This window comes from Streptomyces sp. OR43, assembly GCF_008042275.1.
Classification (GTDB): domain Bacteria; phylum Actinomycetota; class Actinomycetes; order Streptomycetales; family Streptomycetaceae; genus Streptomyces.
Genome location: NZ_RDBK01000043.1, coordinates 4513440 through 4534328, shown reverse-complemented (window position 1 = coordinate 4534328; position 20889 = coordinate 4513440). Strand labels below are relative to the sequence as shown.

Annotated in this window: 13 protein-coding genes and 1 pseudogene; 6 read left to right on the top strand and 8 right to left on the bottom strand. The window is 70.7% G+C overall.

Going from position 1 to position 20889, the window contains the following annotated elements:
- Positions 1-28: 28 nt before the first annotated feature.
- The 6 genes and pseudogenes from EAO72_RS39450 to EAO72_RS39425 all read right to left on the bottom strand — a co-directional run bounded on the left by EAO72_RS39450 (position 29) and on the right by EAO72_RS39425 (position 12314).
- Positions 29-286, bottom strand: coding sequence for an acyl carrier protein (locus EAO72_RS39450; protein WP_148021788.1), 258 nt, complete (start codon positions 284-286; stop codon positions 29-31).
- Between the two features lie 53 nt (positions 287-339).
- Complete coding sequence (locus tag EAO72_RS39445) at positions 340-1293, bottom strand: aromatase/cyclase (protein ID WP_148021787.1); 954 nt, start codon at positions 1291-1293, stop codon at positions 340-342.
- A 70-nt stretch (positions 1294-1363) separates the two neighbouring features.
- On the bottom strand, positions 1364-2143 hold the full coding sequence (locus tag EAO72_RS39440; RefSeq protein WP_148021786.1) for an SDR family NAD(P)-dependent oxidoreductase: 780 nt from the start codon (positions 2141-2143) through the stop codon (positions 1364-1366).
- A gap of 82 nt (positions 2144-2225) precedes the next feature.
- Positions 2226-8297: pseudogene (locus tag EAO72_RS39435) on the bottom strand (type I polyketide synthase); the annotation flags it as partial.
- A 76-nt stretch (positions 8298-8373) separates the two neighbouring features.
- The gene (locus tag EAO72_RS39430) at positions 8374-11259 is read right to left on the bottom strand and encodes a type I polyketide synthase (RefSeq protein ID WP_187285357.1); all 2886 of its coding nucleotides are present in this window, start codon (positions 11257-11259) and stop codon (positions 8374-8376) included.
- 74 nt (positions 11260-11333) lie between these two features.
- The gene (locus tag EAO72_RS39425) at positions 11334-12314 is read right to left on the bottom strand and encodes an acyltransferase domain-containing protein (RefSeq protein ID WP_222724146.1); all 981 of its coding nucleotides are present in this window, start codon (positions 12312-12314) and stop codon (positions 11334-11336) included.
- A 188-nt stretch (positions 12315-12502) separates the two neighbouring features.
- Between EAO72_RS39425 and EAO72_RS39420 the strand changes: the two genes are divergently transcribed.
- From EAO72_RS39420 to EAO72_RS39400, 5 genes are all read left to right on the top strand, one after another.
- Complete coding sequence (locus tag EAO72_RS39420; RefSeq protein WP_261991777.1) at positions 12503-13540, top strand: ketoacyl-ACP synthase III family protein; 1038 nt, start codon at positions 12503-12505, stop codon at positions 13538-13540.
- Complete coding sequence (gene ccrA, locus EAO72_RS39415; RefSeq protein WP_148022292.1) at positions 13540-14886, top strand: crotonyl-CoA carboxylase/reductase; 1347 nt, start codon at positions 13540-13542, stop codon at positions 14884-14886. The genes EAO72_RS39420 and ccrA overlap by 1 nt, the downstream gene beginning before the upstream one ends.
- Entirely contained in the window at positions 14886-15116 is a 231-nt protein-coding gene (locus tag EAO72_RS39410; protein ID WP_148021781.1) for a DUF6059 family protein, read from the top strand. Before ccrA ends, EAO72_RS39410 begins: the two co-directional genes overlap by 1 nt.
- 601 nt (positions 15117-15717) lie before the next feature.
- The gene (locus tag EAO72_RS39405) at positions 15718-16443 is read left to right on the top strand and encodes an AfsR/SARP family transcriptional regulator (protein WP_187285355.1); all 726 of its coding nucleotides are present in this window, start codon (positions 15718-15720) and stop codon (positions 16441-16443) included.
- 63 nt (positions 16444-16506) lie between these two features.
- Complete coding sequence (locus EAO72_RS39400) at positions 16507-16941, top strand: nuclear transport factor 2 family protein (protein WP_148021779.1); 435 nt, start codon at positions 16507-16509, stop codon at positions 16939-16941.
- A gap of 97 nt (positions 16942-17038) precedes the next feature.
- On the opposite strand, the gene EAO72_RS39395 is transcribed toward EAO72_RS39400, so the two are convergent.
- Both EAO72_RS39395 and EAO72_RS39390 read right to left on the bottom strand, forming a co-directional pair.
- Positions 17039-18109, bottom strand: coding sequence for a winged helix DNA-binding domain-containing protein (locus EAO72_RS39395; RefSeq protein ID WP_261991776.1), 1071 nt, complete (start codon positions 18107-18109; stop codon positions 17039-17041).
- Positions 18110-18193: 84 nt separating this feature from the next.
- A complete protein-coding gene (locus EAO72_RS39390; protein ID WP_148021778.1) occupies positions 18194-19162 on the bottom strand; it encodes a helix-turn-helix transcriptional regulator in 969 nt (322 codons plus the stop codon).
- A gap of 166 nt (positions 19163-19328) precedes the next feature.
- Between EAO72_RS39390 and EAO72_RS39385 the strand changes: the two genes are divergently transcribed.
- On the top strand, positions 19329-20822 hold the full coding sequence (locus EAO72_RS39385) for an MFS transporter (protein WP_148021777.1): 1494 nt from the start codon (positions 19329-19331) through the stop codon (positions 20820-20822).
- Positions 20823-20889: the final 67 nt, after the last annotated feature.

Here is a 20889-nt window from a genome sequence, read left to right as displayed (position 1 = left end):
ATCCTCTTCTCACCTGGGGCGGCCGCGGTCACGCGGCTGCGGAAAGGGCGTTGTTGACGGCGTCCAGAAGCTCCCGGGGCGTCGTCACACCGGAGGCGACCTCCTCCGGGAGCTTGACTCCGTAGTGCTGCTCGACCTTGCTCGTCGTGTCGATGACCGCCAGGGAGTCGAAGCCCAGGTCGGTCAGACCCTGGTCGAGAATGTCCCCCGCGAGATCGACCGAGTCGTCCTCGCCCACCGCACGCAGCAGAAAGCCCTTGAGTTCGTCGAGTGTCATCTCAGCCATAGTGTTCACCTTTTCTCGTCCGTCGTGGTGGAGTGGTGCAGGGATACGTCTGGTCAGCGGCGCCCGGCGGAGCCGCCGGCCGCCGCGTACGCCTGGGCGGCGGTGATGGTCGCCCTGCTGTTGGCGCCGAGTGCGTTGCGCACCGCCGTCCGGGCCTCGGCCGGCGACGCGGGGGGAACGGGCAGTGCGGCAAGTGCGTCGACGTCGAGAATCACCCGGTGCCGGGAGATGACACGTACACGCCCCTCCCCCACGGCCTCGAAGGCCCACTCACCGGTGTGGGCCAGCAGCAGTCCGGGGAGCCGGGTCTGCTTGTAGACGATCGACTCCGGCTCCACACACACCCGGCCCGATTGTGTGGTGTGCACCGAGCCGTCGGGCGACTTGGTGTCCATCTCCATGTACTGCAGCCCGTGGACGTTCTCGGTGACCTCCATGCGCAGCACGTGCGGGATGCGGTTCGGCCACCTCGCGAGGTCGTAGACGAAGTCGTACACGTCCTCGAGGGAACCGGTGACCGTGTCGGAGTCCTCGAAGGCGACCAGCACCTCGTGTTCGTTCCCGTGCCGTTCGGCAGCCGCCCTGAGAGCGTCCAGTTCGGACTGGCTGTTGGTGTCGACGGCGCGGGCAATGCGTTCGAGGTTCGCCGGGTCGTCCTCGGTGGCCCGGTAGGAATGCTCCAGGGAGACCTGGCACGTCCCTTCGCCACGCTCCTCGATCTGCCAGGTTCCGCCCATCTCGGCGACCGGAGGGCGGGGCTCGGTCTGCGTGAACTCGATACGCAGGGCGCTCCGGTCGAGCCGGCGCCTGGAGATCCAGGTCCGCAACTCACCGTTGGCCAGGGCCCAGATACGGATGTACTCGTCGCTCGCGTCCCCCGACACCCGCTCGGCGCGGACGGTCGGCGGGAAGTACAGGGGCCATGAACCGACGTCGGCGATGATGTCGTAGATCACTGACGCCGGTGCAGGGACGTCGATCCGGTGGATCACCCGGGTGGTGTGCACTGATGTCTCCCTCCTCGTTGTGTGCTGACTGGGTATCGGGCCGGCTGCCCGCGGCCGGCGCGTGGCCGGCTCAGAAGTTGCCGAGTCCGCCGCAGACGTTGATGGCCTGGGCCGTGATGGCGTCTGCGGTGGCGGTCGTCAGGTAGCCGACCAGCCCGGCGACCTCCTCCGCGGTCGAGTAGCGGCCCAGCGGGATCTTGCCGCTGAACCTGGCCAGCACGTCTTCCTCGGTGATCTGCCAGTGCTCTGCGTATCCGGCCCGGATGTGCTGTGCCATCGGCGTCTCGACGTATCCGGGGCACACCGCGTTGACGGTGACGCCGGTGCCCGCGAGCTCCAGGCCGAGGGCCTTGGTGAAGCCGACGACACCGTGCTTCGAGGCGGAGTACGGTGCGCCGTAGACGACACCCTGTTTGCCCGCCGTCGACGCGATGTTGATGATCCGGCCCCGGCTCCGCTCCTGGAGGCCCGCGTTGAGTACGGCCTTCGTCATGCGGAAGACGCTGGTCAGATTCGTCGCCAGCACCTCCTGCCAGAGGTCGTCCGCTATCTGCGCCGTCACGCCGCCCCCGCTGCGGCCGGCGTTGTTGACCAGGATGCCGACTTCGCCGAACGCGCCGGCCTCCTCGACGGTCCGCAGGATGTCGTCCTCGCTGCGCACGTCGCACGCGGTGCCCGCGACGTCGAATCCCTCCGATCGCAGCTTCTCCACCGTGGTGGCGACCCGGTCGCCGTCCCGTGCGCAGAGGAACACCTTCAGGCCGCGCGAGGCCAGCTCATGGACCGTGGCCAGTCCGATGCCGCTGGTCCCACCGGTGACCAGGGCGGTGTTCGCATGCTGGTGGTCCATCAGTAGTCCTCCTTGGGTAGCCGCGCCAGAACCGTGTCAGGCTGTCGTCGAGCCCCGATCCAGGACTCTTTGTGCACGCGGGTCACAGCTCCGCCAGACGGGACCTGATGAAGCCGACCAGCAGCTCGGGCGTCGGGTTCTGGATCACCACCTCGGCGGGCAGCCGAAGCCCCGTGACCGCGTTGAGACGGTTGCGCAGGTCGACGCCGAGGAGTGAGTCAAACCCCAGCTCCTTGAAGCTCAGGTCCGGCAGGATCTCGTCGGTGTTCCCGTAGCCGAGGACCTCGGCGGCCTGCCGGCGCACCAGTGCCATCAAGTCCGCTGCCTGATCGGCCGGCGAGGATCGCCGCAGTGCGTCGACGCCGGACCCGTGGGGCACGCTTGCCGTGACCCGGGCCTGCGATTCCGCGGCGGGCGGCGTACCGGCCCCGGTCCGCTCAGGGAGCAGCTCCTCCAGCACCTTCCCCGCCGGCTCGCCCCGAACGGCGGAGAGGTCCAGCCGGACCGGTACGGCCAGTGCCCTGCCGGAGGCCAGGGCCGCGTCGAAGAGTTCCAGCGCGCGACCGGTGGCCAGCGGCGCGATCCCGGACCTCCGCAGCCGGTCGACATCGGCTTGGGAGAGGTGCGCGGTCATGCCGCCACGCTGTTCCCAGAAGCCCCACGCGAGCGAGGTCGCCTCCAGGCCCAGAGCCCGACGGTGTTGGGCCAGCGCGTCCAGGAACGCGTTGGCGGCGGCGTAGTTGCCCTGACCCGCCTCGCCCAGAACCCCTGCCACCGATGAGAACAAGACGAAGGCCGAGAGGTCGAGATGCTCGGTGAGCCGGTGCAGGTGCCATGCGGCGTCGACCTTGGGCCGCATGACCCGCGCGAGCTGCTTGGCCGTCATGTGGGTGAGCAGGCCGTCGTCCAGGACGCCGGCCGCGTGGACGACGGCAGCCGGCGGGTACTGCTCGATCAGCCGCGCGAGATCCTGCCTGTCACTCACGTCGCAGGCTGCGACGGTCGCCTCGGCGCCGAGGGCCGCCAGGTCCTCCACCAGCTGGGCGGCGCCCTCGGCTGCCTCGCCCCGTCGGCTCACCAGCAGCAGACGCCGGGCTCCGTACGCGGTCGCCAGATGCCTGGCCACCAGTCCGCCCAGGGCTCCTGTGCCTCCGGTGATGAGCACCGTGCCCTCCGGCTCGAGTGACCGGGGCATGGTGAGGACCATCTTGCCCCGGTGCTCCGCACGGCTCAGGACACGCAGTGCGCGCGGGCCCTCCCGAACGTCCCAGGTGGTCAGTGGCAGATGACCGAGTGCCCCGCTCGCATAGAGCTTGATCAGCTCGTCGAGAACCTCTCCGATCCGGTCGGGTGCGATGCCGAGGATGTTGTAGGCCTGGTAGCTGATCCCCGGGTGCTCCGCCAGGACCGGTCCGGCGTCGCGGATATCCGTCTTGCCCATCTCGGCGAACCTGCCGCCCGGTGCGAGCAGCCTGAGGGAGGCGTCGGTCGCCTCCCCCGCCAGCGAGTTGAGCACCACATCCACGCCCCGGCCGCCCGTGGCCTCGCGGAACCGCTGTTCGAAGCCGAGCGACCGTGAGGAGGCGATGTGGTCTTCGGGGATGCCCAGTTTCCTCAGCACATCGTGCTTGCCGGGGCCCGCGGTGGCGAAGACCTCCGCGCCCAGGTGCCGGGCCAGCTGGATGGCGGCCATGCCGACACCACCGGTCGCGGTGTGGATCAGTACCGACTCACCGGCCTTCACGCGAGCCACCTCCACCAGGCACTGGTAGGCGGTGACGAAGACGATCGGGACGGCGGCCGCACGGGCGAACGACCAGCCCGGCGGAACGGGCCGGACCATGCGCTCGTCGGCCACGGCGACCGGACCGAGCGAGCGCTCGAAAATGCCGAACATCCGGTCGCCGACAGCCGCCCCGGTGACCTCCGTGCCGACTTCGGTCACGACTCCGGCGCCCTCGCTGCCCATGGTCTTCTCGCTGGCCACCAGCCCGAGACCGACCGCGATGTCACGGAAGTTGAGCCCCGCGGCCCGTACCTCCATCCGTATCTCGTGCGGGCCGAGCGGCGCATCGGCCTCCGGGTGCGCGAGCAGCGCCAGATTGTCCAGGGTCCCCTTCGCGGTCACGTCGAGCCGCCAGCTGACGTTGTCCGGCGGGCTGTTCAGCTCGGAGGCTGCCGAGGGGGTCAGCCGCCGCCCATAGAGCTTGCCGGCGCGTACCGCCACCTCCGGCTCCCCGCACGCCAGCGCCGTGGGCAACGCGACGAGGGAGGACGGGTCGGCGTCCACGTCGATGAGCAGCACTCGTCCGGGGTGCTCCGTCTGTGCGGCCCGGACGAGACCCGAGACAGCCGATCCGGCCAGTCCCGCCACCTGTTCCCGGCCGGTGACCGAGACGGCTTCCCGTGTGACCACCGCCAGGGTCGAGGATGCGAAGCGGGCGTCCAGCAACCAGCGTTGCAGGGTCTCCAGAGCCTCGGCGGCCGCATCGGCAGCCCCACCCGGCAGCGTTCCCTGCCCGTCGAACGCGACCGCGACGACCTCCGGCGCCGGCTGCGGCACCGCGTCCAGATCGAAGTAGTCGCGCAGACCGCCCAGTTCACGGGAGCCCAGCGAGGACCATGCCTCCGAACCGAGCGCGTCACCGGCGGCCAGCGGCCGCCAGGTCACATCCAGCAGACTGCCCCGGTCGGCTCCCGCGGGCGGCCGCAACGTCAGCGAACCGACGCTGGCCACCACCGCCCCCCTCTCGTCAGTGACCAGGATCGAGCAGTGCCCCCGCTCGATCCGGCCCGACACCCGCAGGGTGGACGCCCCGGTGGGCAGCAGCGTGACGTCCCGCCAGGTAAACGGAATCAGCAGGCCGCCGTCCTGCCGCAAGGCGGCGGGATGCAGCGCCGCGTCGAGCAGCGCAGGATGGACACCGGCGAAGCCGCTGCCTTCCCGTGCTCCGGGGGGCGCCGCCACCTCGGCGAACACCTCCGTGCCCCGTACCCACATGGCCCTCAGGCCCTTGAAGGCCGGACCGTAGTGGTAGCCCCGCTCGGCCAGCCGTCGGTAGGAGTCCTCGACGTCCACCTCGGTCGCGCCGGGCGGCGGCCATGCCACCGGCGCCATCCCCGGAGCTGAGCTCCGCTCGGCCAGCACGCCGTCCGCGTTCCGGGTCCAGGTCTCCGTTCCCCGGACCCGTGAATCGACCGTCAGCGCGCGCAGACCCTCCCCATGCGCCGGCTCGGTCAGAACCCGCAGTTCCACGGCCGTTCCGTCCGAGACCTCCAACGGCCTGCGCAGGGTCAGTTCCGCCACAGCGGCGCAGCCGAGCCGGTCCCCGGCCTCCGCGAGAACCTCCAGGAACGCCGTCGCGGGAAGCAGGGTCGCGCCGTCCACCACATGGTCCGCGAGCCAGGGGAACCGGTCGGTGGAGATCTCACCGGTCAGGACGCACTGTCCGGACGGCAGATCGACTCCGCCGGTCAGCAGGGCCGGGCCCGTTCCGGTGGACCGCACCGGCGCGGCGGTGAGCCAGTACCGGCTGCGGTCGAAGCGGAAGGAGGGCAGGGCGGTGGCCGTGCCCTGCCCGGGAGCCGCGGACCAGTCCACGCGGACGCCGGCGCAATGAGCGGCGGCGGCCGCTGCGAGGAACTGCCCGATCCCACCGCTGCCACGCCGCAGGCTGCCGAGGACCGCCCCCTCGGCACCCATGTCGTCGAGCGTCTGCTGCACCCCGAAGGTGAGCACCGGATGGGGGCTGATCTCCAGAAACACCCGGCTGCGGTCCCGGACCAGCTCGCGTACCGCGGGATCGAACCGCACCGTGTTGCGCAGGTTCTCGAACCAGTAGGAGCCGCCCATCGTGGTGGTGTCGGCGATCTTGCCGGTGAGGGTCGAGTACATCGGGACCGTGCCGGGGTCCGCCGTCACCTCCGCCAGGTCGGCGCCGAGCCGTTCGCGCAGGACCTCCATGTCCGAGGTGTGCGAGGCGTAGTCCACCTCGACCCGGCGTGCCTCGACGTCCTCGCGCGCACAGGCCGCGAGCAGTTCGTCGAGTGCGGCGGGCTCACCGGCCACCACGGTGATCGACGGGCCGTTGACGGCCGCGACACTCGCCCGGCCGCCGAGGGCGTCCAGCACGAACTGGGTTCGGGCGAGCGGCAGCGGGACGGAGACCATGCCACCGCTGCCGGCCACCGTCCGCAGCGCCCTGCTGCGCAGGGCCACCACCTTGGCCGCGTCCGCAAGGCTCAGTACGCCCGCCACGTGCGCGGCCGCGATCTCGCCCTGGGAGTGGCCCACCACCGCACCGGGCTCGACACCGAACGACTGCCACAGCCGCGCCAACGACACCATGACGGCGAACAGCATGGGCTGCACGACGTCCACCGTATCGGCGGTCTCGCCCCGCAGGGCCGACCGCAGATCCCAGTCGCAGTACGGTGCGAGAGCGTCGGCACAGGCCTGCATCGACTCCCGGAACACCTTCGACGATTCCATCAGTTCCAGGCCCATCTCACGCCACTGCGAGCCCTGGCCGGGAAAGACGAACACCGGCCGTTCGTCACCGGCCGCCTCACCACGGGTGAGTGCCGGGGACCTGTAGCGGCCGGGAGCGGGAGGGACGGGTTCCCGCGAGGCCAGTGCCGCCAGCCCTTCCAGCAGGTCCTCCCTGCGGTCGGCGATCACCACGCCCCGGTGACGGAACCGGGTCCGGGCGGCCAGGGTGCGGGCCACGTCCCCCGGATGCGGGGCGGAGGGGCCGCGTACGAAGGAGCCGATCGCGGCGGCCTGGACGGCGAGGGACTCAGCCGTCGGGCCGGACACCGGCCACACGTACGGGCCGTCGGCCGCCTGCGGGTCCGGAGGCCGGTGTGCCGCTTCCTCCAGAATCACGTGCGCGTTGGTGCCGCTGATGCCGAACGACGAGACCGCGGCGCGGCGCGGACGCCCCACGGCCGGCCAGGGGCGGGCCTCGGTGAGCAGCGCCAGGCCGGAGTTCTCCCAGTCGACGTGCCGGCTGGGCCTGCGTGTGTGCAGCGTCGCCGGCAGCATCCCCGCGGACATCGCCTGGACCATCTTGATCACTCCGCCGACGCCGGCGGCTGCCTGGGCGTGACCGATGTTCGACTTCAGGGAGCCGATCCACAGCGGCTCCCTCCCGGTGCGCTCCGCGCCGTACGTGGCGGCCAGTGCCCGCGCCTCGATGGGGTCGCCCAGGGGCGTCCCGGTCCCGTGCGCCTCCACGGCGTCGACATCGCACGGACGCAGGCCGCCCCGCTCCAGTGCGCGCCGTATGACCTGTTGCTGGGCAGCGCCGTTCGGTGCCGTCAGCCCGTTGCTGGCGCCGTCCTGGTTGACCGCGCTGGACCGGAACACGGCCAGGACGCGGTGGCCACGGGCGACCGCGTCGGCGGCACGCTCCAGCAGCAGGAGACCGGCTCCCTCCGCCCAACCGGTGCCGTCGGCGTCGTCGGAGAACGCTTTGCACCGGCCGTCGGCGGACAGACCGTTCTGCCGGCTGAAGTCGATGAACAGGCCGGGTGTCGGCATCACGGCCGCTCCCCCGGCCAGGGCGAGATCGCACTCACCCCCGCGCAGGGCCTGTGCCGCCAGGTGCAGGCTGACCAGCGAGGAGGAGCACGCCGTATCGACTGTCAGCGCGGGCCCCTGGAGTCCGAAGAAGTACGAGATGCGCCCGGACGCGACACTCGTGGTGCTGCCGGTGATCCGGTATCCGCCCGCCCCCTGGCTGTCCTCGTGCAGCCGGGGACCGTAGTCCTGCGCCATCGCGCCGATGAAGACGCCCGTGTTGCTGCCGCGCAGCGTCGGCTGGTCGAGCCCGGCCCGCTCGAACGTCTCCCAGGCCACCTCCAGCAGCAGCCGTTGCTGCGGGTCGATCCCCGCCGCCTCGCGCGGGGAGATGCCGAAGAAGCGAGCGTCGAACCGGTCGGCGTCGTCCAGGAACCCACCGTTGCGGGTGTAGGACTTGTTGTCCGTGCCGGGCGTCGGGTCATACACGTCCTCCAGCACCCAGCCCCGGTCGTCCGGAAAACCGGAGACCGCGTCCTTGCCCGTGAGAGTCAGCTGCCACAGATCCTCGGGAGACCGGACGCCCCCGGGATAGCGGCAGCCCATGGAGACGACCACGATCGCGTCGTCCGGATACGGCCGCACATCATCGGCTTCAGTCATCGCTTCGGCAGTGCCCTTCTGGAATGGGAGATTCGGTCGGCCGTTACCGTGAGAACTCCGGCCTCAGGGCTTCGATCAGCCCGGCCGGAGTGGGGAAGTCGAACAGCAGGGTCGCGGGCAGCGGAGCGCCGAGGTCCTGGGCCAGCCGGTTGCGCAGCGTGAGGGCCATCCGCGAGTCGATACCCATGTCGTTGAAGGACTGGTCCGGATCCAGCCGGGTGCCCCGGGGGCGGCCCAGGACCTCCAGCGTCAGCCCGAGGACCAGTCCGGTCACATCGGCGGGGCGGGCGGGAGCGCCGGTGGCCGCCGGCGCACCTTCGGCGGTACCCAGCCAGTACGGCCTCCGCTGGAACGCGTAAGCCGGCAGATCGGTCAGTGGCACGCCGGAGCCGTACACGGCCCGCCAGTCCACCGGCCGGCCGAACAGGTGCGCCGCGGCCGGTACTTCCGCCACCCCGCCCAGTTCGTCCGTGGTGGCCAGCGGCGTCGTGAACACCTCGCCGCCTCCGCCCGCGACCTCCTCGGCCATGGTGGTCAGGCCGTGACCGGGCCCGGCCTCCGCGAAGAACCGCGCTCCCAGCCCGTGTGCCGTCCGCACCGCGGCGCCGAACCGTACGGTCGCGCACAGGTGGTCCGCCCAGTACTCGGGGGTGCCCAGCTCGCCCGGCCGGCCCACCTGCCCGGTCACGGAGGACACGATCACCGGGCCGGTCGGCTGATGGAACGTCATGCGCTGTGCCGCCGCCAGCAATTCCTCCCGAATCGGATCCATCAGCGGCGAATGGCCCGCCACCCCGATACGCAGCCGCCGAACCCGCCGGCCCAGCGCGCCGAACTGCTCGGCGACCGCATCGACCCCGTTCTCCTGGCCGGACACCACCAGCGAGCGCGGGCTGTTGATGGCCGCGATGCCGACCGACCCGGGCGCCCGCGCCTCGATCGCGGCCCGGACCTCGGCCTCCTCCGCCTGCAGGGCGACCATCGCCCCGCCGGCCGGCAGTGTGCCGATCAGGCGGCCCCGTTCGACCACGAAGGCAGCCGCGTCCTCCATCGACAGGATGCCGGCGATGTGCGCCGCGGTGATCTCGCCCTGCGAGTGTCCGACGAGGTAGTCGGGTGTGATGCCCCAGGACTCCAGCAGCCGGCAGAGGCTCACCTCGACCGCGAACAGGGCGGGCTGGGCGTAGGTGAGCCGGTCGAGCCAGTCGTCGCGATGCCACATCACCTCGCGCAGGCTCAGGCCGAGCGCCGGCTCCATCGCCGCGCTGATCTCGTCGAAGGATCGGGCGAACGCGGGGTGGGCCCGGTGGAGTTCACGCCCCATCCCCTGTCGCTGCATGCCTTGGCCCGGCAGCAGGAAGGCGGTGGCGCCCTTGCCCCGCAGCCCGCCCAGCACCCCCTCGGCCCGCTCGCCGCGGGACACGGCGCGTAGCGCGGCGGCCAGCGTGGCCGCGTCGCCCCCGAGCACGGCGGCACCGTGCCGCAGGCGCGCCCGGGTGGAGGCGAGGGACAGCCCCAGCGCGGCCGGATCCACCGTGGTGTCGTCCTCCACGAGGTCGGCCAGCCGCGCAGCCTGCCCGCGCAGCGCCGCGGCCGTGTGTCCGGACAGCACCCAGGGCAACGTCCCGGGCAGCGTTCGGCCTTGCGGCAACGGAGCCCGGGGGGGCTCACCCAGTACCACATGGCAGTTGGTACCGCCGAGGCCGAACGAGGAGACGCCGGCCGTGAGTGGCCGGCCGGCAGGCCACGGGCTGCGCTTGACACAGACCCGCAGACCGAGCGCCTGCGGGTCGATGGCCGGGTTGAGCGTTTGATGGTGCAGGGTCGGCGGGACTTCCCGGTGGAAGAGGCTCAACGCCGTCTTGACGAAGCCGGCCACCCCCGCGGCTCCCTCCAGGTGGCCGATGTTGGTCTTCACCGAACCCACGAGCAGCGGGGACCCGGCAGGTCGGCCCGATCCGAGCACCGAGCCCAGTGCCGCGGCCTCGACCGGATCACCGGCTCTGGTCCCGGTGCCGTGCAGTTCGACGTACGCCACGTCGCGCGGCTCCACGCCGGCGTGCTTGTACGCCCGGCTGACCACCTGCTGCTGGGGCTCCTGACCGGGGGCGGTCAGACCCGCCCCGTGGCCGTCGTTGTTGACCGCGCCGCCGAGCAGGGTGCAGTAGATCCGGTCGCCGTCCTCCATCGCCCGGCTGAGCGTCCTGAGAACCAGGACGCCACCCCCCTCACCGCGAACGATGCCATCGGCCCGTGCGTCGAACGTGCGGCAGCGCCCCGTCGGGGACAGCGCGCCGAGCGCCTCGACCGCGGCGTCGCTCTCGGCGGCGAGGTTGAGCTGAATCCCGCCTGCGAGCGCCCGTTCGCATTCGCCCCGCCGCAGGCTCTCGGCAGCCTGGTGGATCGCCACGAGGGACGAGGACTGACCGGTGTCCGTGGTCAGGCTCGGGCCGTGCAGACCGAAGGTGTACGAGAGCCGGTTCGCCAGGAACGCCCTGCCGGTACCGGTCAGGGTGTACGGCGACATGGCGGGACTCCCGGCGGCCCGCGACAGGAGCCCGTAGTCGTCCGCGCACGCCCCGACGAACACCCCCGTGTCCGATCCGTGCAGCGAGTCGGGGGCTATCCGGGCGTCCTCCATCGCCTGCCAGGCAAGCTCCAGCAGGAGCCGCTGCTGGGGATCCATGGCGGTGGCCTCCCGCGCCGAGATCCCGAAGAGCTCCGCGTCGAAGAGGTCCACGCCGGTCAGGTATCCCGCGGCCGCACGGCCGGCCCGGTGGTCCACAGGTGCGGCCACGGCGTCCCGGCCCTCGATGAGCAGCCGCCAGAACGCGGCGCTGTTGGCCGCGCCGGGGAACCGGCAGGCGAGCCCGACGACAGCGACGGCTTCACCGGCCGGCGGTGTCGGTGGCAGCTGTGTTGCCTGCATTTTCATCCTCCGTTGGATAGTCGCGACAGGGCAGTCGGCTGTCGCACGGGCCGGGAGGGCGCGTCTGCGCCCGCTCAGACAGGCGAATGCCGGAACCTGTCCCGCACGGCGAGCACCGACGCGAGGTCGGCCTCGTCCCCCAGCTGCCGGTCGGGCAGCAACGGCAGCACCCTGCTGCGGCCCCGCACCACTGCGCGGTGGCGGCGGGCCAGCATGGTGAGACCGTTGCCCGGGCCGGCCTCGACCAGCAGACAGTCCTGATCAGTGAGCAACCGGTCCAGCGTCGGCGCGAAGAGCACCGGCTCCGCGGCCTGCCGGGCCCAGAACACCGGATCACATGCTGTCCGGGGATCCAGCACCGTACGGGTGTAGGCCGAGTAGACCGTCAGTCCGGGCGGACTGAGGGGCGTGGAGCGCCAGTCCGGCAGCGACGCGGCGACCGCGGCCTCGACGACCGGGCTGTGGAAGGCCTGCCTGGCCCGGGCGTCCCGGCACACCAGACCTCTCTTCCGCAACAGGGCCTCCGCCCGGTCCAGGTCCTCGCGGCGCCCTGCCAGCAGTAGTTGCCGAGGGGCGTTGACCGCGGCCAGGTGGACACCGTCACCGAGGACGTCCTCCACCTCCGCCGTCGAGGCCGCCACCGCTAACATGCCGCCCGCCGGTGTATCGGCGAACTGCCGGATCCGGCCCCTCATCAGCCGGAAGCCGTCCTCGGCCTCGAGGACCCCGGCCAGGGTCGCGGCGGCGAGCTCGCCGACGCTGTGACCCAGCAACGCGACCGGCCGTATCCCCCAGCTCAGAACCAGCCGGCCGAGGGCCAGGTCGACCGCGTACAGCAACGGCTGAGCAATGGTCACATCGTCGTACATCGCATGCGGCCGGGGGGACAGCCAGATGTCCCGAAGCGGCTTGCCCTCCTCGCCGAGCAGCTCGAAGGCCTCGTCCATGGCCTCGGTGAAGACGTCCAGCCGCCCGTACAGCCCGGCGGCCATTCTCGGGTACTGGGCTCCCTGCCCGGGAAAGAGCAGGGCGACCCGCAAGGGGTGTTCGTCCATCACCATCTCATCCGCCCGCCTCTCGTCGCGATGAATGCATTGGACGGTGAAGGTTTCAAGATTCGTCGGAGATTCATCGGAGGATGATTCGAGCAGCGGCTTCTCCGCCCGTTCTCGAACCGAGCGCGACAGCCCGGCCCCAGACTCACCGCGATCACGGATGTGTCCGTCGGCCGGGAGGAGAAGCGTTGAGGATCGAAGGCCTTTACATAGCCGGTACGGGGTTGGATCTGCCCGCACCGATGGACATCGCACAGGCCCAGGAGGCGGGCCTGTGCGACGAGCGGACGGCCCGGCGCATGAGAATGCGTTCGGTGTGCGTCTCCGTGGACTCGGGGCCGGAGATGGCGGCCCGCGCGGCGCGCCGGGCGATCGACCGGTCGGGGGCCGCGCCGCAGGACATCTCCCTGGTGCTGCACGCGTGCACCTACTTCCAGGGGCACGATCTGTGGGCGCCGGCCTCGTACGTCCAGCAGGTGGCCGTGGGCAACCACTGCCTGTCCAGCGAAGTCCGCCAGCTGTCCAACGGCGGAATGGCGGCGCTGGAGCTCGGTGCGGCGTACCTCGAGGCCGGCCGGGGACGAAAGACGGTACTGATCACCACCGGGGACCGCTTCTGTCTCCCGGGGTTCGACCGCTGGAACACCGACCCGGGAACCGTGTGCGGCGACGGCGGGACGGCGATGGTCCTGTCATCCGAGGCGGGGTTCGCCGGACTCCGCAGTCTGGTGACGATCTCGGATCCGGGACTGGAGAGCATGGGGCGCGGCGACGACCCGTTCGGTGAGGTCCCTCTGGGCATCCGGTCGCCCATCAGCATCGATAAGCACCGGGCACAGATGTTGCGGGACTCCGGCGTCAGCACGGTGATCGACCGGATCCGGTCGGGCCAGCAACAGGCGTTCCGTCAAGCACTGTCGGAGGCCGCGGTCCGCGCCGAGGACGTCGACTGGTTCGTCCTGCCGCACCTGGGCCACCCCAAGATGGACTTCCAGTTCTTCCGGCCGCTGGGCATCGACCCGGCCCGGACCACATGGTCGTGGGGCAGTGGCGTCGGACACCTGGGAGCGGGCGATCAGATCGCCGGGCTGACCCACCTCGCCGAGACCGGCGCACTCGCGCCGGGGCAGACATGTGTCCTGGTCAGCGCCGGGGCCGGCTTCGCCTGGTCCGTCGCGGTGCTGGACATCCTGCACGAGCCGATGAGCCCCGGAGGAACCCGATGATCAACGAGATCCGCGACGCCGTCGTGAGCGGCAGCCGTTCCCGCCGTGATTTCGCGGCTCTTCCGCTGCCCGACCACTACCGGGCGGTGACGATTCGGCGTGAGGAGGCCGGCATGTTCGCGGGGATGGCGGACCGCGATCGGGACCCCCGCAAAAGCCTGCGCGTCGAGGAGGTCCCGGTCCCCGAACTCGGCCCCGGTGAGGCCCTGGTGGCGGTCATGGCCGGGTCCGTCAACTACAACACGGTCTGGAGCTCGATCTTCCGGCCCGTACCGACCTTCCGTTTCCTGGAGCGCTACGGCCGGACGTCCGAACTGGCCCGCCGTCATGATCTGCCCTACCACGTCCTCGGTTCCGACCTGTCCGGTGTCGTGCTGCGCACGGGTCCGGGCGTCAACGCCTGGAACCCGGGTGACGAGGTGGTCGCGCACTGCCTGTCGGTCGAGCTGGAACATCCCGACGGGCACGGCGACACCATGCTCGACCCCGAGCAGCGGATCTGGGGATACGAGACCAACTTCGGCGGTCTGGCCGAACTCGCGCTGGTCAAAGCCAATCAGCTGATGCCGAAGGCGGCCCACCTGACCTGGGAGGAGGCGGCGGCTCCGGGGCTTGTCAACAGCACCGCCTACCGGCAGCTGGTGTCCCGCAACGGCGCGGGGATGAAAGTCGGTGACGTTGTGCTCGTCTGGGGGGCGGGAGGCGGTCTGGGCTCCTACGCCACTCAGCTCGCGCTGGCCGCCGGCGCGACACCGGTCTGTGTCGTGTCCAGCCCCGCGAAAGCCGCTGTCTGCCGGGCCATGGGCGCCGAACTGGTCATCGACCGCAGTACCCACGGCGGTGAGGGGTACCGGTTCTGGCGGGACGAACACACCCAGGACCCGGCTGAGTGGAAGCGGCTCGGTGCGAAGATCCGCGAACTCACCGGTGGCCGTGACCCCGACATCGTCTTCGAACATCCGGGACGGGAGACCTTCGGGGCAAGTGTGTTCGTGGCCCGTCGCGGCGGCACCGTGGTGACGTGCGCCTCGACCAGCGGCTTCACGCACGAGTTCGACAACCGCTACCTGTGGATGAGCCTCAAGCGCGTCATCGGGACGCACTTCGCCAACTACCGCGAGGCATGGGAGGCCAACGATCTGGTCCGCCGCGCGGTGGTCCACCCCACGGTCAGCCGCACCTACCCCATCGACGACGTGGGCCAGGCCGTCCACGACGTGCACCGCAACGTGCACCAGGGAAAGGTCGGTGTGCTCACGCTGGCACCCGCCGAAGGACTCGGGGTTACAGATCCCGGTCTGCGGGCCCGCCACCAGGACGCCATCAACCGATTCCGGGTCGGCTGATGGGACGGGTCCGCCACGCGCTGGCGGGGTTGGGGCGGGGCTGGGTCGGCCGGGCCCTCATCGCCTGCGGGGCGATGTACGTGACACCGCCGCTGACCGGTCCCGCCGGTACGGACGGGCCGGCGCCGGGCCACCCGGAGCGGCTCCGCCCCGACCTGCCGCTCGGTGCGGCGGAGTCCTTGCTGTGGGCCGAGCTCATGGCCGACCGCCGATTCCGGTCTCTGACGTGACCGGCCGGCCGCAGAGGACAGGACCCTGGTTCGCCCCGGCCGGGGTCCGCCCGGACGGTCCCCGACGCGAGGCCGGCGCGTTCCCGCCCGCGAGCGTCGCCGCCGCCAGGGCCCAGATCACGCGGGCGATCGCCGCTCTCTTCGAGGAGGAGGCGCCCGATCCCCCGGACGAGCTCGATGCCGGGAACTTTGCTAAATGATGACGAATTCTGTGCCAACCCATTCGGACAGACCGAAACCGTTATAGAGTTCAAATACATCGCTCCGCAGGAAAGGCTGACCGGATATGTCCGGTGGGCACCGAAACAGAATCCGGAGCGGGCGCATTCAAACGTCCCGGCGGGGGATCCCTGAGGCACACGGGCACGGTCGAAAGATACGCCCGAGGCCACCCCTGGGGTCAGTTCCGGTATCCGATGAACCGCCCTCGGCGTCCTTCGGCATGATCTCTTGCGATGAACTCCCCATCCCTTTCTATATTCGGGACGTCCTGAAGCTGATCGGGAAGTGGGCTCTATTCATGTTGAGGTTCAGAATCCTAGGTCCGTTGGAAGTCTGGAATGACCACCGTCCGTGTGCTCCGACCGCGCCCCGGGCCCTGGTGACACTCGCCTTGCTGCTCGTCCGCGCCAACCACGTGGTTTCGCTCGAAACGATCATCAAGGAGCTGTGGGAGGACAACCCGCCCCGCAGCGGCGCGACGACCGCGCAGACCTACGTCTACCAACTGCGGCGGCTCATCGAGGGCGATCGTTCTTCGGGCACCGGTAAGGACGTCCTGATCACCAAACCGCCGGGTTACGCCTTACTGGTCGAGCCCGAGCAGATCGACGGTACCCGTTTCCAGCGCCTCACCGCCGATGCGCACCGGCTCATGGAAGCCGACCGGCCAGATCTGGCCGCCCTCAAGCTTCGCGAGGCTCTGGAGATGTGGCCCGGGCCGGCGCTCGCCAACGTGGAACCGGGCCCGGTGCTGGAGGGATACATCGCCGCCCTGGAGGAGCAGCGCATGCAGGCTCTCAACCTCCGCATCGGCGCGGACCTGAAACTCGGCCGTCACCACCAGATGGTGGCGGAACTGCGGTCCCTCACGGTCGAGCACCCCTACAACGAGTGGTACCACGGCCTGCTCGTCTTCACCCTGGGCCGGATCGGCCGAAGGCACGAGGCGCTGGAGGCCTACTCCAGAACCTGCCGCGTGCTGTCCGAGGAACTGGGTCTCAGCCCTTCCAACGAACTCCGGAGGATCCAGGACGCGGTACTGCACGACCGGGCCATCGATCCGCTCCAGTCCATGGCGTCTTCGATCGGTTCTCGAAGCGCGTAGGCGAAGCTCTGACCCGGCCGGGCCACCGGCCCGGGACAACGAGACCGAAGGAGCCTGACCGCCATGACCACGGAGACGAAGCCTGGGACCGACGCCCGCGTGCGGGCGGGGGTTGAGCAGTTCTACGCCCACCACATGCAGTTGCTGGACGACGGCCGCATCAAGGAGTGGGCATCCTTCTTCACGGAGGACGGCACCTTCGCCGTCGGCTCCCGTCCGGAACCCGCCCGCGGGCGCGAGGAGATCATCGCGGGCGCCACCCACACCGTCGAGCAGTTGCGGGCGCAGGGCATCGCGCGACGCCACTGGCTGGGTATGGCGGACATCTCGGCCGACGGGGACGGCCTGCGCGTACGCAGCTACGCCCTGGTCTTCCAGATCACCGCCGCGGACGGACCGGCCCTGCGCGCCAGCACGACCTGCGAGGACGTCCTGGTGCCCGACGGCACGTCGTGGCTCATCAAGAGCCGCCTGGTCGTCACGGATGCGCCCGCCTGACCGGTGGGACGGGCCTCTGTGCCCCGATTCGGCGGGCAGGTTCTCCTGCCGAAGCGGGGCGCGGCAGGGTGCGGATACACCGCGGGCGACTGCTCCTTCAAGCGATCCGGACACCGGAACTCTTCCCGGGCGGGGCCAGGAAGCCCGCCAACAGCGTTCCCTCCTCCTCCAGTTCACCGATTTGAGGAGCCGTCAGCCGGCCGAAGGGGCTGAGGGTGACCACCCCGGCGTCGGCCCGCCAGGTCCCGGCCACCATTCCGTCGACGAGAAAGGAGCCGGGCACGATGCCGTTGCGCAGGAAGAGGCTCTTGCGGTGCTGCTCGGCGACGATCCGGCCGCGGTCGGCGTGCGAGAGGACGGCGTTGTCGAAGTCCGGAAGGAACCGTACCGGAGCCGGAACCCCGGGGTCGGGCCGGGGAGCGTCCGGGAGGTCCAGCAGTTCGGCACCGTGCTCCCCGCTCAGTCGCACCAGGCCGGACATCGCGTCCGTCACTTCCCGCAGCCTGGTCAGCCCGCACCAGGCCTGCACATCAGCGACCGTGGCCGGCCCGAACGCGGCAAGGTAGCGGCGGATCACGTCGGGCAGCCCGGCGGCCAGGAGCTTCTCGCCCAGCCAGGCCTCCGCGGCGGCGTACCGGGTCACGCCGCCCGCCCCCCACACCGCGCGCGGCGGCACCTGCACCAGCGCGAGCCGCGCCCGTGCGACATCGGCGAGCAGCCGGGGCGACACGTCCGGCACTCGTTCGCCGAGCGCCTCGCCCAGCTCCCTGGGCGTCATCGGCCCCTTGTCGAGCAGTTCCAGGGTGTGCTCGGCGATCACCGCGGGATCCCCTGCCTCGCGAACCGCCCTGGCCGTCACGTACATCCGCTCGATGACGGGCTGCATCACCGGCCGGAGCGTCAGGCAGTCACTCGCACTCACCAGGTGCACCGTGCCACGGTGCAGCAGGAGACGGACCGCCGATCGGTCCGTCAGCAGACCGGCCAGTTCCTGGTGGCGGAAGGCCCGCAACCGGCTCCAGAGTCCGGTGTACGGCGGATAGGGCGACTGGGCCTGCATGCCGACCAGGTGCTCGATCATGCGCAGGGCCGTCATGTCGGTGCGCTCCAGCAGATGCTGGCGCGCCAGAGTGGCTCGGTTGAGCGCACGGTCGGTGAACAGGGTCACGCGGCTCCTCGAAGTAGGGGAATGGCGTTACGGAACCGGCCGGCGGCCGTCCGGCACGGACCGGCGACACAGCGGCTCCCGCACTCAGGCATCGTCGTACCGGGAGGCCAGTTCCGCGTGATGGCGTGCGAACTCACGGCAGGCGTCGATCAGTCCGGGAGGGTCGATGACGGTGAACGGCACCTCGAAGACGGCCAGCCACTGAGCGATGTCCCGCAGCGACTCCCCGCGCAGCGATACCACACAGGTATCCGCGTCCTCGGCTTCCAGGGCGCCCCAGTTCTCGGGCACCCTGCCGGCCATCCGGTCGATCGGAGCGTGCAGCCTCACCCGGGCCCGCGCCTGGGTGAAGGCTCTCTCGAACCCCCGCGACACGAACGCCGCCGCTCCTCCCCGGGGCGGGTCCCGCGGTACGAACCGCGGTCCCGTGGGGATCTTGGGTGTCATCCGGTCCACCCGGAACGAACGCCAGTCCCCCCGTCCCAGGTCCCAGGCCACGAGATACCAGCGGGCGTCGGCCTGGACCACACGGTAGGGCTCGACCTCCCGCCGGCTGTACGTCCCGTCCCGCGTGCTGTAGTCGAAACGCAGCCGCTCCCTGGCGTGGCACACCGAGGCTACGGTGGCCAGCGCCTGCGCCCCGACGGCGGACGCGGCCTGGGGGCGGTGAACGACATCGACCTCAAGTGCGTCCAGGCGGTTCCGCAGCCGCGAGGGCATCACCTGACGCAGTTTGGTGAGGGCCCGCAGAGACGGCTCCGCGATGCCGCTCACCGGCCCGGCCGCGGTCGACTGCAATCCGAACGCCACCGCCAGTGCCTCCTCGTCGTCCAGGAGGAGCGGTGGCATCTCGGCACCCGCTCCCAGCTGGTATCCGCCACCGACACCGATCCTCGCGTTGACCGGGTATCCCAGTTCACGCAGCCGGTCGATGTCGCGGCGCAGGGTACGCGTGGTGACGTCGAGCCGTCCCGCCAGCTCCGCTCCCGTCCATTCGCGCCGGGTCTGCAGCAACGAGAGCAGGCGGAGCAGGCGTGCCGAGGTCTCCAGCATGCCTGCGAGCCTAGTCGCGATGGAGGACGCTGCGGGTCCTAAATCCGAACAGGCGGGCCCTGCGCCGCCAGTCGTCCGCCGGGGTCTCATGTAGGTCCATGCCTGTCCTCCATTCCTTCTAGGTTTCCCGTGTCCGAGCCCGAGACCCTAGGAGTGATCTCATCAGATGACCGCCACCGACGATTCGATTCCGACGACCGGCGGCGCCCGGTCACGACTGGGGCTGGTCCTGCTCGCCTGCTGTGTCGGGCAGTTCATGGTGGTGCTCGACGCATCGATCGTGAACGTGGCTCTCCGGCCGATTCAGGACTCCCTGCACTTCTCGGCGAGCACCCTGCAATGGGTGATCAACGCCTACACGATCGTGTTCGCGGGCTTCCTGCTGCTCGGCGGCCGCCTGGCCGACCTGTTCGGCCGGCGACGGGTCTTCGCCCTCGGCCTCGCCCTGTTCACCCTGGCCAGTCTGGTCGCCGGCCTGGCGTGGAGCCCGTCCTCACTGCTGATCGCCCGCGGTATCCAGGGACTCGGCGGAGCGGTACTCGCTCCCGCCACTCTGACCGTACTGTTCACGTCCTTCACCGACCCGGGCGGAAAGGCCAGGGCCTTCGGCACCTGGAGTGCCGTGGCGGCCGCCGGCGGCGCCATCGGCGCACTGGTCGGCGGTGTCGTCACCGAGTGGCTGTCCTGGCGCTGGATCTTCCTCGTCAACGTCCCGATCGGCGTGGCTCTGATCGCTCTCGTCCTCTCCGTGGTCCCCGAATCGCGCGACGAGCGGGCGGACAGGCGGATCGACATGATCGGCGCGATGGCCGTGACAGCCGGGCTGATGGCCGTCGTGCTCGGCATCGTGGAATCCCAGGACAAGGGATGGGACTCGGCCGTTACCATCGTGTCGCTGGTCGTCGGTGTCCTCCTGGTAGCGTTCTTCCTCGTCAACGAGGCGAAGTTCGCCCGGCAGCCACTCGTACCGCTGAGCATCTTTCGCAACCGGTCCGTCTCCGCGGCCAACGTCGTCAACTTCACGACCAGCGCGGCCCTGGTGGGCGTGCTGTTCCTGTTCACCCTGCTGATGCAGTTCGTATACGGATTCGATGCGCTGAAGACCGGGCTGGCCTACCTGCCGCTGTCCCTGGCGATCGTGGTGACGGCCCGCGGCCTGGCACCGCAGCTCATCACCAGGCTCGGCCCGAAGCCCGTCCTTGTGACGGGCAGCGCCCTCTCGCTGGTTGCGCTGATCTGGCTGTCCTTCGTCTCCACCGACGGCGGCTTCGTCCATGACCTGCTCGGCCCGTCCATCCTGTTCGGCGCCGGACAGGGATTCGTCTCGGCCACCGTCACCATGGCGGGCACTGCCAATGTCCCCTACACCCAGGCCGGCCTGGTCTCCGGGCTCCTCAACGCCAGCCGGCAGGTCGGTGGCGCGCTGTGGCTGAGCGTCCTGGCAGCGGTCGTGGCCGGACACGCGGGAAGCCTCTCCGCCGGTGCGAGTGCGGACGGGTACCAGCAGGCATTCCTCATCGCCACGGTCTTCCCGCTCGTCGGCATCATCGCGGGTCTCGCCGTCCCCGGCGTCTCCCCGGCCGAGCTGGCAGCCGCGAAACAGAGCTGGGGGGCGAAGAAGCCCGCCGACTCCGCCCAGGGCGAAGCCGCCAAGAGCTGACAGCAACGGCCCTGCCCGTGACATGACGACGGCCCGCCGGTGCCGGCGGGCCGTCGTCATGTCACGG